Source organism: Arthrobacter sp. CAL618, from assembly GCF_000468215.1.
In the GTDB taxonomy this organism is placed as follows: domain Bacteria; phylum Actinomycetota; class Actinomycetes; order Actinomycetales; family Micrococcaceae; genus Arthrobacter_D.
Genome location: NZ_ASZW01000072.1, coordinates 1 through 11,986, shown reverse-complemented (window position 1 = coordinate 11,986; position 11,986 = coordinate 1). Strand labels below are relative to the sequence as shown.

The 11,986-nt window shown below is 63.2% G+C and carries 14 protein-coding genes and 2 tRNA genes (1 of these 16 cut by a window edge); 9 read left to right on the top strand and 7 right to left on the bottom strand.

The genetic code is table 11. The features are described 5' to 3' along the window. Positions 1-18, top strand: partial view of an energy-dependent translational throttle protein EttA gene (gene ettA / locus K728_RS0104360; protein WP_024475973.1) — the 3' portion only. It extends 1,635 nt beyond the left edge of the window; the window shows 18 of its 1,653 coding nt (coding positions 1,636-1,653); its start codon lies beyond the left edge, outside the window; its stop codon occupies positions 16-18. A 128-nt stretch (positions 19-146) separates the two neighbouring features. On the opposite strand, the gene K728_RS0104355 is transcribed toward ettA, so the two are convergent. Then, positions 147-1,028 carry an acyl-CoA thioesterase gene (locus K728_RS0104355; RefSeq protein WP_019482873.1) on the bottom strand — a complete coding sequence of 294 codons (882 nt, stop codon included), beginning with the start codon at positions 1,026-1,028 and terminating at the stop codon, positions 147-149. Between the two features lie 156 nt (positions 1,029-1,184). Between K728_RS0104355 and K728_RS0104350 the strand changes: the two genes are divergently transcribed. Both K728_RS0104350 and K728_RS0104345 read left to right on the top strand, forming a co-directional pair. Next, positions 1,185-1,667, top strand: a complete 483-nt coding sequence (locus K728_RS0104350; protein WP_024475972.1) for an acyl-CoA thioesterase — start codon at positions 1,185-1,187, stop codon at positions 1,665-1,667. A gap of 6 nt (positions 1,668-1,673) precedes the next feature. Beyond that, positions 1,674-2,339 carry a hypothetical protein gene (locus tag K728_RS0104345; RefSeq protein WP_024475971.1) on the top strand — a complete coding sequence of 222 codons (666 nt, stop codon included), beginning with the start codon at positions 1,674-1,676 and terminating at the stop codon, positions 2,337-2,339. Between the two features lie 7 nt (positions 2,340-2,346). Here the strand turns inward: K728_RS0104345 and K728_RS0104340 are convergent, their stop codons facing one another. From K728_RS0104340 to pepN, 5 genes are all read right to left on the bottom strand, one after another. Next, complete coding sequence (locus K728_RS0104340; protein ID WP_019482870.1) at positions 2,347-2,832, bottom strand: globin; 486 nt, start codon at positions 2,830-2,832, stop codon at positions 2,347-2,349. Further along, entirely contained in the window at positions 2,829-3,476 is a 648-nt protein-coding gene (locus tag K728_RS0104335; RefSeq protein WP_024475970.1) for a mechanosensitive ion channel family protein, read from the bottom strand. Before K728_RS0104335 ends, K728_RS0104340 begins: the two co-directional genes overlap by 4 nt. 72 nt (positions 3,477-3,548) lie before the next feature. Then, positions 3,549-3,764, bottom strand: coding sequence for a hypothetical protein (locus K728_RS23045; protein ID WP_024475969.1), 216 nt, complete (start codon positions 3,762-3,764; stop codon positions 3,549-3,551). Positions 3,765-3,787: 23 nt separating this feature from the next. Beyond that, entirely contained in the window at positions 3,788-4,282 is a 495-nt protein-coding gene (locus K728_RS0104325) for an OsmC family protein (RefSeq protein ID WP_019482868.1), read from the bottom strand. 31 nt (positions 4,283-4,313) lie between these two features. After that, a complete protein-coding gene (gene pepN, locus K728_RS0104320) occupies positions 4,314-6,863 on the bottom strand; it encodes an aminopeptidase N (RefSeq protein ID WP_024475968.1) in 2,550 nt (849 codons plus the stop codon). 176 nt (positions 6,864-7,039) lie between these two features. Here pepN and K728_RS0104315 point away from each other — a divergent pair, with 176 nt between their 5' ends. Both K728_RS0104315 and K728_RS0104310 read left to right on the top strand, forming a co-directional pair. Continuing rightward, the gene (locus tag K728_RS0104315; RefSeq protein WP_019482866.1) at positions 7,040-7,513 is read left to right on the top strand and encodes a ribose-5-phosphate isomerase; all 474 of its coding nucleotides are present in this window, start codon (positions 7,040-7,042) and stop codon (positions 7,511-7,513) included. Positions 7,514-7,517: 4 nt separating this feature from the next. Next, the gene (locus K728_RS0104310; protein WP_024475967.1) at positions 7,518-8,441 is read left to right on the top strand and encodes an Fpg/Nei family DNA glycosylase; all 924 of its coding nucleotides are present in this window, start codon (positions 7,518-7,520) and stop codon (positions 8,439-8,441) included. A 90-nt stretch (positions 8,442-8,531) separates the two neighbouring features. Here the strand turns inward: K728_RS0104310 and K728_RS0104305 are convergent. After that, positions 8,532-8,605, bottom strand: a tRNA-Gly gene (locus K728_RS0104305). Positions 8,606-8,737: 132 nt separating this feature from the next. Here K728_RS0104305 and K728_RS0104300 point away from each other — a divergent pair. The 4 genes from K728_RS0104300 to K728_RS0104285 all read left to right on the top strand — a co-directional run. Next, a tRNA-Pro gene (locus K728_RS0104300) sits at positions 8,738-8,811 on the top strand. An 87-nt stretch (positions 8,812-8,898) separates the two neighbouring features. Continuing rightward, entirely contained in the window at positions 8,899-10,431 is a 1,533-nt protein-coding gene (gene tig, locus K728_RS0104295; RefSeq protein ID WP_024475966.1) for a trigger factor, read from the top strand. Positions 10,432-10,666: 235 nt separating this feature from the next. Next, positions 10,667-11,263, top strand: a complete 597-nt coding sequence (locus tag K728_RS0104290) for an ATP-dependent Clp protease proteolytic subunit (protein WP_024475965.1) — start codon at positions 10,667-10,669, stop codon at positions 11,261-11,263. A 52-nt stretch (positions 11,264-11,315) separates the two neighbouring features. Further along, on the top strand, positions 11,316-11,986 hold a 671-nt coding region (locus K728_RS0104285; RefSeq protein WP_024475964.1), incomplete at its 3' end, for an ATP-dependent Clp protease proteolytic subunit.

Genomic DNA, 11,986 nt, shown 5'->3' with positions numbered 1-11,986 from the left:
CCCGCGACTAACAGCTGACTCGTTGAAAAAAGGAGCGCCCCGGCCACTAACGGTCGGGGCGCTCCTTTGTTTCATCGAGTCAACACCAAGGACGCGTTTGCGGCGATTTTCCGGTTATTTGTGTTGACTCGATCCAGGTGGGGGCATCAGGGAACGCGGACCATGCCCTCCTGGGCAACGGTTGCCACCAGCTCGCCGGCACGGTTGAAGATCTGCCCGGTCGAGAGGCCGCGTGCCCCCGAAGCGCTGGGGGACTGCTGAACATAAAGCAACCACTCATCCACCTTCACCGGACGGTGCCACCACATGGCGTGATCCAGGCTGGCGACACTCATGCCGGGGGTGATCCAGCTCAGGCCGTGCTGGCGGAGGATTGATTCGAGCAGCGTGTAGTCGCTGGCGTAGGCAAGGGCAGCCCGGTGCAGCCCCTGATCTGCCGGCATCGGAGCAAAGGTTTTCATCCAGACCGCATTGCGTGCCACCCGGTCGCTGTCGTGCTGTACATAGAGCGCACCATCCACATGCCGAATGTCGAACGGCCGGTCAAATGACCATGCGCGTGCCAACGGGTGGTCCATGTCGCCGAGCAGGTCGGCGGTGCTGGGGAGCGACTCAGGATCGGGTACTCCCTCAGGCATCCGCTCCTGATGGGACAGACCGTCGTCGGGCTGCTGGAAGGAGGCGATCATCGACAGGATGGGGACCCCATTCTGGTACGCGTGCGCCCGCCGGGCCGAGAAGGACCGGCCATCACGCAGACGCTGCACCCCGAAGGTGATCGGTTCAAGCGCATCTCCCGCCCTCAAAAAGTAGGCGTGCATGGAGTGGACTTCCCGGGTCGGCTCGACGGTGCGAATCGCCGCGATCAGTGCCTGAGCCAACACCTGACCACCGAAAATCCGCCGCCCTGCCTGTTGCACCGAGGTACCCACGAAGATCTCCTCGTCGGTCTGCGCTCCATCCGCGCTGCTCAGATCAAGCAGGTCGACCAGCGTTTGGGTTGGATCGACAGTGGACTCGACAGCCATAGGTAAATTCTCCTTGTAGTGCGGTGATGCGTGGGGTAGATCCGTCGCGGGAACGACGTCGAAAGTACCTCTGACCTTAGTTGCACACGCGTCCGCCCCTCAACACCAGTGGTGAAGCGTTTAGCCGGGCCGGGTTACGTTTGAGAGGATGGGAGCATGCCCCGGATCCAGCGCTTCCCTATTCAGCTACGCTTCGGTGACGAAGACTCCTACGGACACGTCAATAACGTGCGGTTCCTGCAGTACCTTGAGGACGCGCGCGTCCAGTTCATTCATCTGCCCCTCTCGGACCCGGGCCAGGGCGGCGCCGAACCGTCCGATACCCTGCTTGACCTGATCGGCCCGGATCACTTCACGCTCGTTGCACGGCACGAGATCGAATACTCGGCGCCGCTGAACTACCGTCCCAGCCCGCTGGAGATCAGCATCTGGGTGACCGGCATCGGCGGCTCAAGCTTTGATCTGGGCTACCAGATCGCGGAGCCGGACGGCTCCCTCAGTTACGCTCTGGCGGCTTCCACCATGATCCTCGTCAACCGGACCACCGGCAGGCCCGCGAGACTCAACGAAGCCCAGCGCGCCGCCCTGGAGCGCTGGCTCGGCGACCCGGTGGCCTTCCGGCGCCGACAGGACGGCTGACCGGTGGTGTCACCGTCGGAATCAACCGAGCTGATCTTCACCGACCCACTGGTGGTCGCCGACCTGCGGACGTTCATCGCCCGGGCCAGGGCAGCCGAAGACGGCGCCGTCCGGCTGCAGGCGACGGGAACTGTCCTCGCCGCCTACATCTGCATTCTCCGGCCGCGCATCCTCGGCGAGGCGATCCCCACCGTTCTTGGTTTGCGGACCATGCCGCTGGCAGCCCCGGCGAACGTGGACACCACTGTTGCTTTGGTCTCGGTGTCGGACCGGCTCGCCCGGATGGCCGACGACGACGTCGTCCTGCAGGTTCCCCCGACCACGGTCACCGAGAGCTGGACCGGGGTGCTGCCCCCACGCTCCGGGTGGGAGCCGCGCGGCGACCTGAGCGCCGAGCTTGTCGAGACTGCAGCCAGAAACGGGATCCGCGAAGTCGCGGAGACCGTCCCGAACAATCCGGGTGCTCTGATCGTCAACAGTGCCAGGGGAGCGATCTGGGGTCGCAGCATCGAAGATCTGGCAGTCGAGGTGCCAGCGGGTGCAGCCTTCGGGGCCTTCGCCCTGGGTTTCCTCGCCGGGGAAGAGCGTCCACTGGTCCTGACCAACGGGCGGTGGACCCGGATCAGCACCTCGCGAGGCCATGTGCTGTCGCGGATCCCCACCTTGATATGAACGGGTCCTAGCGGTCGTCCGCTGAGTTGACCATCGAATGGGCAGCCCGCTCAAGGTAATCCCACAGCGTCGCCTCATGGAGAGGTGCGAGGTCCAGGGCGTCGACGGCAGCGCGCATGTGCGTCAACCAGTGATCCCGGGCCTGGGGTGACACGGCAAACGGCATGTGCCGCATCCGGAGTCGCGGATGCCCACGCTGCTCCCCGTACGTCTTGGGACCGCCCCAGTACTGTTCAAGGAACATCAGCAGGCGTTCCTTGGCCGGTCCGAGATCCTCCTCGGGGTACATCGGGCGCAGCAACTCGTCATCGGCGATGCCGGCGTAGAAGATATCGACCAGTTTCACGAAGACCGGATGCCCTCCGACTGCTTCGTAGAAGTTGTCGGTATAGGCTGGCTGGTCGAATCGCGGACCCACCGGTGTGAGCCTGGCGAGCGGCTCCCCGAATCGGGACGGGATGGGGATGCCTTCGGCATTTCCGGGGTTTGTCATGATTTCTCTCCTGTAGGTTCGGCGCCGGGTACCGGGGCAACGGGTGCGGCATCGGCAGCTACTGGCGCCACGTAGTCGCCCTGTGAACGGTTGCCCACTTTCATGATGTCCCCGTTGCGGAGGTACCAGATGGCTCCGTTGTCATCGATCAGACGCGTAATCCGCAGACCTACCGACTGCACCACTCCGACGGTGTCGCCGACCTCGATGGTGTCGCCGATTCCGTACTGATCCTCGAGGGTGATGAAAAACCCGAGGAACGCATCCCTGATGATTTCGCGGGCACCAAAGCCAATGGCGATACCCACGATTCCGACGCTCGCGAGAATGGGACCAATATCCACGCCGAGCGCCTGCAGGGCCATCATGATGGCAATGATCGCGATGGTGAGGCCCGAAACGCTGCGCAGCAGTGCCCCGATGGTCTCGGTTCGTTGCACCCGCCGTTTGTGGTCGAGGGTACGAAGGACGGGCTGCGCCCATTTGAAATGCGGTTTCTTGAACAGGTCGGAACCGCTGCGCACCCGCCGCACCATCCGGTTGATGATGAAGCGGACCACCAGCCATAACACCAGCCCAGCCACCAGGATGATGGCGGCGTGGAGGAGCTGGTCTCCTAAACCAATCTGGGTGGGCGACTGCATGGGGGCGTGACCGTTTCCTTCACAAGCGCAGGGTTCTTCCCGCCAGCGGCGGAAAGGGTGTCTGGTCCTAGGCTAGCGCCGTAGGCCGAGCCGAGATGCATCCTGATCCCCGGCGGCAGCGAATTTTTCTTCCGGCGGATTGCCGGCCAAACACTCAATTTGGGCATGGGCGCCGCGGGGGACGACGTCGGGCCCGCCGGGCGGCGCTGGATTGGCGCAGGCCGAGAGGGCCACCCGAAGCACCGAGTGGAAATCGGGTCTGATCCCGGGGCGGAGGAACGGCTCCATCCGCGCCGGACCGACGACGCTTCCTAGGCGTCCTGTGGGGCCTCTTCCACCACCACTACCACCGGTTCGTGATTGACCGGAAAGTTAACCGACCGCGCGATAAAGCAGGACGCGGCGGCGTCACGGTGGATGGCCTGCGCGGTGTATTTCAGCAGGGGATCGGTGATGGTCACCCGAGGCTTCAGGGTGACACTGATGAACTCGCCGCTGCCGTTGCCATTCAATCTCATGGTGCCGACGGCGGGATCCTCGTAGGCGGTCACTACCACCCCGTTTTTCACCGCCATATGGAGATAGGACAGCATGTGGCATTGGGACAGTGCCGCGAGCAGCAACTGTTCAGGATTCCACCTGTCCTTGTCCCCGTGGAAGGTGGGGTCCGCCGTGCCGAGCAGCAACGGCGGACCCACAGCCGACACCTCGTGGTCCCGGCCGTAGCCTCGGTAGGACCGGGTGCCTTCGCCACGATTCCCGGTCCATCTGACAGCTATCCGATAGTGGTGCTCGGAGAGGTTCATGGGTTAAAAACTACACCCCAAACCGCCTGATTTACCGGTCGACGGCCTGCGCTTTCAGAGCCCGCACAATCCCGTCCTGGCTCTCAAGGATCAGGCGTCGCAACGAGGTGCTTTCGGCATCGAGCGCGGCCAGGAAGGCTGCAGATTTGTCCAGCGTCTCCTGGGTGGTTAACCGCGATGGATACAGCCCCACGATGATTTGCTGAGCGATCTCGTGAGTCCTGCTGCCCCAGACGTCAGGGGCAGCAGCAAAGTACTTGTCCACGAAGGGAGCAAGGACTGCTGGGTCGTGAACGCGCATGAACCCGGCAATCGCTGACCGCTGGGCCGCGTTGGGCATGTCCGACCGCTCAATGATGCTGTGCCACGCTTCGGCCTTCGCCTCCGGCGTGGGGATGGCCGCCTTCGCCTGGGCGGCTGCCAGCTGACCGGTGGCGGTGGCATCGCGCTCGAGCTCGGCGTCGATGTCCGGCTGCGCGAACCTGCCACCAGCCACGAGTGAGGTCACCAACTCCCAGCGTAGGTCGGCGTCAATCTCCAACCCCGCGGGCACCTCGGAGCCGGTGAAGATCGCTTCAATGGTGTCCAGATGGGGTCCGGTCTGCGCGTGTCCGGCGAACGCCTTGATGAACTGCAACTGTGAATCCGATCCGGCGTCGGCCCGCTGGGCGAGTTCCCAGAGGCTGTCGGCGGNGATAGTCATCGCTGACCGGTCGACGGGGTTCACATAGAACGCGAGCGTCGTGGCGAGCTGACGGAGCAGGACCAGCACCACCGACGAATCGGATTCGGCGCCGATGTTCTGCAGGATCAGCTCCACGTAGTTGCGGGCCGGTGTCTCACCGTCGCGGGCTGCGTCCCAGGCTGAAGCCCAGACCAGGGTGCGGGGGAGCGAGTCGTTGAAGTCCTTGAGGTGTCGCGTTGCTGTGCGCAACGACACCTCGTCGAGCCGGATTTTCGCGTAGGCCAGATCATCGTCGTTGAGCAGCACCAGGTCGGGGCGGGCCCGGCCAACCAGTTCAGGCACGTCGGTGCGTTCGCCGTCGACGTCGAGTTCCACCCGGTCAATACGCTGCAGCTTTCCGGCATCATCCAGGGAATAGCAGCCAATCGCCAGTCGGTGCGGGCGGATCGTGGGGTAGTCGGCAACAGCCGACTGGAGGACCGCAAAGCTGGTGATCACGCCGTCGTCGTCGACCTCGAGTTCAGGCCGCAGGGTGTTGACGCCAGCCGTTTCCAGCCACAGGGCCGACCATTCCTTCAAGTCACGGCCGCTGGCTTTCTCCAACTCGGACAGCAGGTCCACCAGTTCGGTGTTCTTCCAGGAGTGCTTGCCGAAGTACTCCCTGACGCCTTCCATGAACTTGTCCTGGCCCACCCAGGCCACCAGCTGCTTGAGCACCGAGGCGCCCTTGGCATAGGTGATGCCGTCGAAGTTCACCTGCACATCTTCGAGGTCGTTGATGTCGGCGACGATCGGGTGGGTGGAGGGGAGCTGGTCCTGACGGTAGGCCCAGGCTTTCTCCAGCGAGGCGAACGTGGTCCATGACTGCTTGAACTCGGTGGCTTCGGCGGCGGCGAGGGTGGACATGAACTCGGCGAAGGATTCATTGAGCCAAAGGTCGTTCCACCACCGCATGGTCACCAGGTCGCCGAACCACATGTGCGCGAGTTCATGCAGGATGGTGATGGCCCGGCGCTCAACGGTGGCGTCGGTGACCCGGGACCTGAAAACGTAGCTTTCCACGAAAGTCACGGCGCCGGCGTTCTCCATGGCACCCGCATTGAACTCGGGGACAAAGAGCTGGTCGTACTTGGCGAACGGGTACGGGGTTCCGAACTGCTCTTCGAAGAAGGCGAACCCCTGCCGGGTCAACGCGAACACGTTCTCGGCGTCGAGGTGCTGCATCAGAGATTTCCGGGCAAAGACACCCAGGGGAATGACACGGCCGTCCGAACTGGTGAGCTCGCTGCGCACCGACTGGTACGGTCCGGCGATCAGGGCAGTGACGTAGGACGACAGCACACCGGTGGGCTCGAAGGACCAGGTGGACGTCGCGACGCCGTCGCCGGCCGAGCCGGCGTCGACAGGGACGGGCGTGGGGGAGTTGGAGATGACATCCCAGTGCGACGGCGCCGTCACGGTGAAGCTGAAGGTGGCCTTGAGATCGGGCTGCTCAAAGACGGGGAACACACGCCGGGAGTCCGGAACCTCGAACTGGGTGTAGAGGTATACCTCGTTGTCGACCGGGTCGACGAAGCGGTGCAGACCCTCGCCGGTGTTCATGTAAAACATGTCAGCGTCAATCACCAGCTCATTGGCTGCCGCGAGCTGGGGCAGCTGGATGCGGATTCCATCAGAGACCTCGGACGGGTCGAGCTCGACGCCGTTCAGGGTCACCCGTGACACGTCCTTGGTGACGGCGTCAATGAACGTTGAAGCACCCTGGGTGGCCTCGAACTTCACGACAGTCCGCGACCCGAAGACTGTGTCGCCACGGGTGAGGTCAAGGTTGATGTCGTAGGAGGTGACGGTCAAAATGTCAGCGCGAGCTCGGGCCTCTTCGCGCGTCAGATTCATGCCTGGCAAAGTGGAGCCTTTCGAAAAAAATGATGGGAAGCCCTGCGGGTGGCGGGCGTCGGGTGTGATGCAGCTTACGCAGCACAGCCATTCTTTCATCAGCGTCGACCAACCTGCACACCCGGCAACCAAGTACCCTTGACAGCACACACCCATCTCATCGAAACGGATCTTTCATGCGCGTTCATATCGCCACTGACCACGCCGGCATGGAGCTCAGTGCCCACCTGATCGAGCACCTGCGCGGAACCGGGTACGAGGTCATCGACCACGGACCACAGGTCTATGACGCCGAGGATGACTACCCCGGGTTCTGCATCAACGCAGCGCAGGCCGTCGTCATTGACCAGCAGGCAGGGCGCGAAGCGCTGGGCATTGTGCTTGGTGGATCCGGCAACGGCGAACAAATGGCTGCCAATAAGGTGCGGGGAGTCCGCGCTGCGCTGGCCTGGAGCCTGGACACCGCAAAGCTGGCCCGTCAGCACAATGACGCCAACGTGGTGGCAGTCGGCGGACGGCAGCACACGGTCGAGGAAGCAACACTCATCATTGACGCGTTCCTCGCCGAGCCGTTCAGCGACGCCGAACGCCACGTGCGGCGGATCGGGCAGCTCGCCGCCTACGAGACCACCGGCAGCGTCAACCTGTAGTCCCATGCCCGAAGGCCATTCAATTCACCGGCTGGCGTCCCAGCTGTCCTCAGTGTTCGGCGGGCAGCAGGTCGCGGCCTCCAGCCCACAGGGTCGGTTTGCTGCTGGCGCGGCGGGCCTGGACGGACGCGTGTTGGTGCGAGCCGCCGCGCATGGAAAGCAACTCTTCGTCGAGTTCGCCGACGGACTCGACGAAAGTCCTACCCCCACACTTTTCCTACGCGTGCACCTGGGGCTTTACGGTGCCTGGAGCTTCGGCGGCGACAAGTCGTTCATGGGCGCGTCCAGCATCGGTGCGCCGCGCAAGGTGGGGGAGCGGGAGGTCGCCGGTACCCCCGACACCACCTACGCCGGGCCGCCGGCTCCCGTGGGTGCCGTTCGTCTGCGCCTCGTGAGCGACTATGGCTGGGCCGATTTGCGCGGCCCGACAGCCTGTGAGGTTATTACCGAACCGGAGCGCGACGCCGTCGTCGCCCGCCTTGGCCCCGATCCGCTCGGTAGCGCCGCTCTGGATGCGCCCGACGACGTCGCCCGGTTCGCGTCCGGTCTGCGCAAGAGCGCCAGCCCGGTGGGCCTGCTCCTGATGAATCAGGCGGTGATCGCGGGCGTAGGCAACATCTATCGGGCTGAGGCACTGTTCAGGCAAAAGCTGGACCCGTGGCGCCCCGGCAAGTCGGTCAGCGTTGAGGAAGCCACAGTCCTGTGGGAGGACATCGCCGCGATCATGGGGGACGGAGTGCGTGCTGGCCGGATTATTACGACGTCGCCGGCCGATCGGTCCTCGTCGTCGTCCCGGGTCAAACGCGAGGACGCGCATTACGTCTATGGGCGGGCCGGTCTGCCCTGCCGCCGCTGCGGAACGCCGGTGGCAGTTGCCGAGATGGCGGCGCGGAAATTGTTCTGGTGTCCCGGCTGCCAGGCGCCCTAGCAGCCCGGTAGTCAAACGAAAAAAGCACCCGGCGCCAGGTTGGCGGGGTGCTTTTTTATTGGACTGGGTTGAGGAAATCTACCCACATTCTGGAGGGGATGACGGGAATCGAACCCGCATCATCAGTTTGGAAGACTGAGGCTTTACCACTAAGCTACATCCCCAAAAACCCGAGCAAGCTACTAACTGCTTTAGCGGCTCAGGCCGTCGGAACGCCTATAACTACACCACAGGCAAGGCCGTTTAGCCAAATGTGCAACTGGAGCAAAAGTTACGTAGACTAATGGCTGCACTTACGGGGTGTAGCTCAGCTTGGTAGAGCGCCTGCTTTGGGAGCAGGAAGTCGCAGGTTCAACTCCTGTCACCCCGACTCTGCATTATCGCCGCGGATGCCGTTCCGGTAATTCCACGGGCGCCGTGTGGTCATTCATCTTCAATCATTCAGGAGTACTACGCCGTGAAGAGCGCTGTCGAAAACCTCACTCCCACGCGAGTGAAGCTCAATGTTGAAGTTCCTTTTGAGGAGCTCAAGCCAAACATCGATGCGGCTTACAAGACCATCTCCGCCCAGGTCCAGGTTCCGGGTTTCCGCAAGGGACGCGTCCCCAACCAGCTGATTGACCAGCGGGTAGGTCGCGGTTACGTCATCGAAACCGCAATCAACGATGGTTTGAATGACTTTTACCAGAGCGCCGTTCAGGAAACGGGAATCCGTCCCCTGACCCGCCCAGAGGTTGAGATCACCGAAGTGCCGGATCCCGCCGCCAAGGATGGACAGCTCCTGTTCACCGTCGAGCTGGATGTCCGCCCGGAGATCACCCTTCCCGAGTACTCGGGTCTCGAAGTGACCGTCGAAGCAGCAGAGGCATCCGACGCCGACGTCGACAAGGCTCTTGACGAGCTGCGCGGCCGGTTCGGTACCCTCACCGCGGTTGATCGTCCCGCCGCCGACGGTGACTTCCTCACCGTAAACCTGGTAGCAACGGTCGACGGCGAGCAGGTTGACGCCGCGCAGGACGTTTCCTACCAGATCGGTTCCGGCACCATGCTTGAGGGCATGGACGAAGCCGTCACCGGACTCAGCGCCGACGAGGATGCCATCTTCGAGACCACGCTGGCCAACGGCGAGAACGCCGGCAACAAGGCGCAGGTCAAGGTTGAGGTCAGCGCCGTCAAGGAGCGCGAACTCCCCGAAGCCAACGACGACTTCGCCCAGCTTGCCAGCGAATTCGACACCATCGCTGAACTGCGCGCCGACCTCACCAAGCGCGCAGCCGAAGAGAAGGTCACCGAGCAGGGCGTTGAAGCTCGTGACCTGGTTCTTGAGAAGCTCATCGAGCTCATCGAGGTCCCCGTCCCGGCAGCCTTCATCGAGGATCAGCTGGAACAGCACTTCACCGGTGAAAACGCCCATGCCAACGCCGAGGGTCACGACACCGAAGAGCACCGCACCGAGATTCGCGAGAACACCGAGCAGGCGTTCCGGAACGAAATGATCCTCGACGCGATCGCCGAGAAGGAAGAAATCGGTGTCAGCCAGCCGGAGCTGATCGATTACATCGTGTCGACCGCCGGCCAGTACGGCATGGAGCCGAACCAGTTCGCTCAGATGCTGGATCAGAGCGGTCAGGTTCCGATGATTGTCGGAGAGGTCCGTCGTCGTAAGGCACTGGCGAAGGTCCTTGAACTGGCAGTCGTCACGGACAGCTCCGGATCCGTTGTTGACCTGAGCGACTTCGTTCGCCCTGGCGATGAAGCTGACGACTCATCCGAGGCGCCCGCTGAGAAGAAGCCGGCCAAGAAGGCCCCAGCAGCCAAGAAGGCTCCTGCAGCCAAGAAGCCTGCCGCTGAGAAGAAGCCCGCTGCGGAGAAGAAGCCAGCCGCTGAAAAGAAGCCAGCTGCGGAGAAGAAGCCTGCTGCGAAGAAGGCGGCTCCGAAAAAGCCAGCCAAGGCCGAGGCTGCAGCTGACGAAGAGTCCAGCAAGGCATAGCCCCACCATTGACGAATGAGGGCCGTCTTCCCACCCGGGAGGACGGCCCTCGGCCGTTAAGTTCCGCAGCCCCCGCTCTGGTGCGCCGTCAGCGAACAGCCTCCGCAGCGGGATCAAACGGACCCCCAAACAAGTTACTGTCCAATGAGAGACAAACGGTCGGCTACCGGCACCCGGTAGACCAACCAGAGTGAGAGGCTAACTTTCAATGGCAATCGAACCCACCACCCCGACCATGGCGACCGTAGACCCCGCTGGCCGGGATGACTACATCTATAACCGGCTCCTGAAAGAGCGCATCATCTGGCTCGGCTCAGAGGTCAGGGATGACAACGCCAACGCCATCTGCTCCCAGCTGCTGCTCCTGTCAGCTGAAGACCCGGACAAAGACATCTTCCTGTACATCAACTCGCCCGGCGGGTCGGTCACCGCGGGAATGGCTATTTACGACACGATGCAGTTCATCCCGAACGACGTGGTCACCGTCGCCACCGGGCTTGCGGCGTCGATGGGACAGTTCCTCCTCTCGTCGGGCACCAAGGGCAAGCGCTATGCGACCCCTCACGCCCGGGTACTGATGCACCAGCCCTCCGGCGGCATCGGTGGAACGGCGTCGGACATCCGGATCCAGGCCGAGCTGATCCTGCACATGAAGCGCGTGATGGCTGAACTCACGGCAGAGCAGACCGGGCAGACGGTCGAGAAAATCCTCAAGGACAACGACCGCGACAAGTGGTTCACTGCGCAGGAGGGCCTGGAATACGGCTTCTTCGACAAGATCGCTGCGCACGCCAACACGGTATCCGGCGGCGGCGGAACGCAGCGCGACTAAGTCGCTGCGCCTGCGCCCCACCCACCACAGCAGAGATCACCCAGGAGAGACCATGAACCACAATTTTGGAGCCGCAGCAGGCGGCGCCGCACCGCAGATGCCGTCCAGCCGCTACGTTCTTCCCCAGTTTGAAGAGCGCACCCCCTACGGGTTCAAGCGCCAGGACCCGTACACCAAGCTCTTCGAGGACCGCATCATCTTCCTTGGCGTGCAGGTTGACGATGCATCGGCCGACGACGTGATGGCCCAGCTGCTGGTGCTTGAGTCGACCGATCCAGAGCGCGACATCACGCTCTACATCAACTCGCCGGGTGGATCGTTCACGGCCATGACCGCAATTTACGACACCATGCAGTTCATCCGCCCTGAAATCCAGACCGTCTGCCTCGGCCAGGCAGCCAGCGCTGCAGCCGTGCTGCTCGCGGCAGGGGCCCCCGGCAAGCGGCTTGCACTTCCCAACGCCCGTGTCCTGATCCACCAGCCGGCCCTTGGCGGCGGCCAGGGTGGTCAGGCGTCGGACCTGGAGATCCAGGCCAACGAAGTGATGCGGATGCGCACCTGGCTGGAGGACACGCTGGCCCTGCACAGTGGCAAGAGCGCCGAGCAGGTCAACATCGATATCGAACGCGACAAGATCCTCACCGCCGCCGACGCCAAGGCGTACGGCCTGGTGGACGAAGTTCTGACGTCACGCAAGATCAGCCCACCGAAGATCAACAAGCC

Coding starts and splice junctions, on each gene's coding strand:
- K728_RS0104355 (WP_019482873.1), bottom strand. CDS start 1,028: ATGGCTGTCGAGTCCACTGTCGATCCAACCCAAACGCTGGTCGACCTG.
- K728_RS0104350 (WP_024475972.1), top strand. CDS start 1,185: ATGCCCCGGATCCAGCGCTTCCCTATTCAGCTACGCTTCGGTGACGAA.
- K728_RS0104340 (WP_019482870.1), bottom strand. CDS start 2,832: ATGACAAACCCCGGAAATGCCGAAGGCATCCCCATCCCGTCCCGATTC.
- K728_RS0104335 (WP_024475970.1), bottom strand. CDS start 3,476: ATGCAGTCGCCCACCCAGATTGGTTTAGGAGACCAGCTCCTCCACGCC.
- K728_RS23045 (WP_024475969.1), bottom strand. CDS start 3,764: ATGGAGCCGTTCCTCCGCCCCGGGATCAGACCCGATTTCCACTCGGTG.
- K728_RS0104325 (WP_019482868.1), bottom strand. CDS start 4,282: ATGAACCTCTCCGAGCACCACTATCGGATAGCTGTCAGATGGACCGGG.
- K728_RS0104315 (WP_019482866.1), top strand. CDS start 7,040: ATGCGCGTTCATATCGCCACTGACCACGCCGGCATGGAGCTCAGTGCC.
- K728_RS0104310 (WP_024475967.1), top strand. CDS start 7,518: ATGCCCGAAGGCCATTCAATTCACCGGCTGGCGTCCCAGCTGTCCTCA.
- K728_RS0104290 (WP_024475965.1), top strand. CDS start 10,667: ATGGCGACCGTAGACCCCGCTGGCCGGGATGACTACATCTATAACCGG.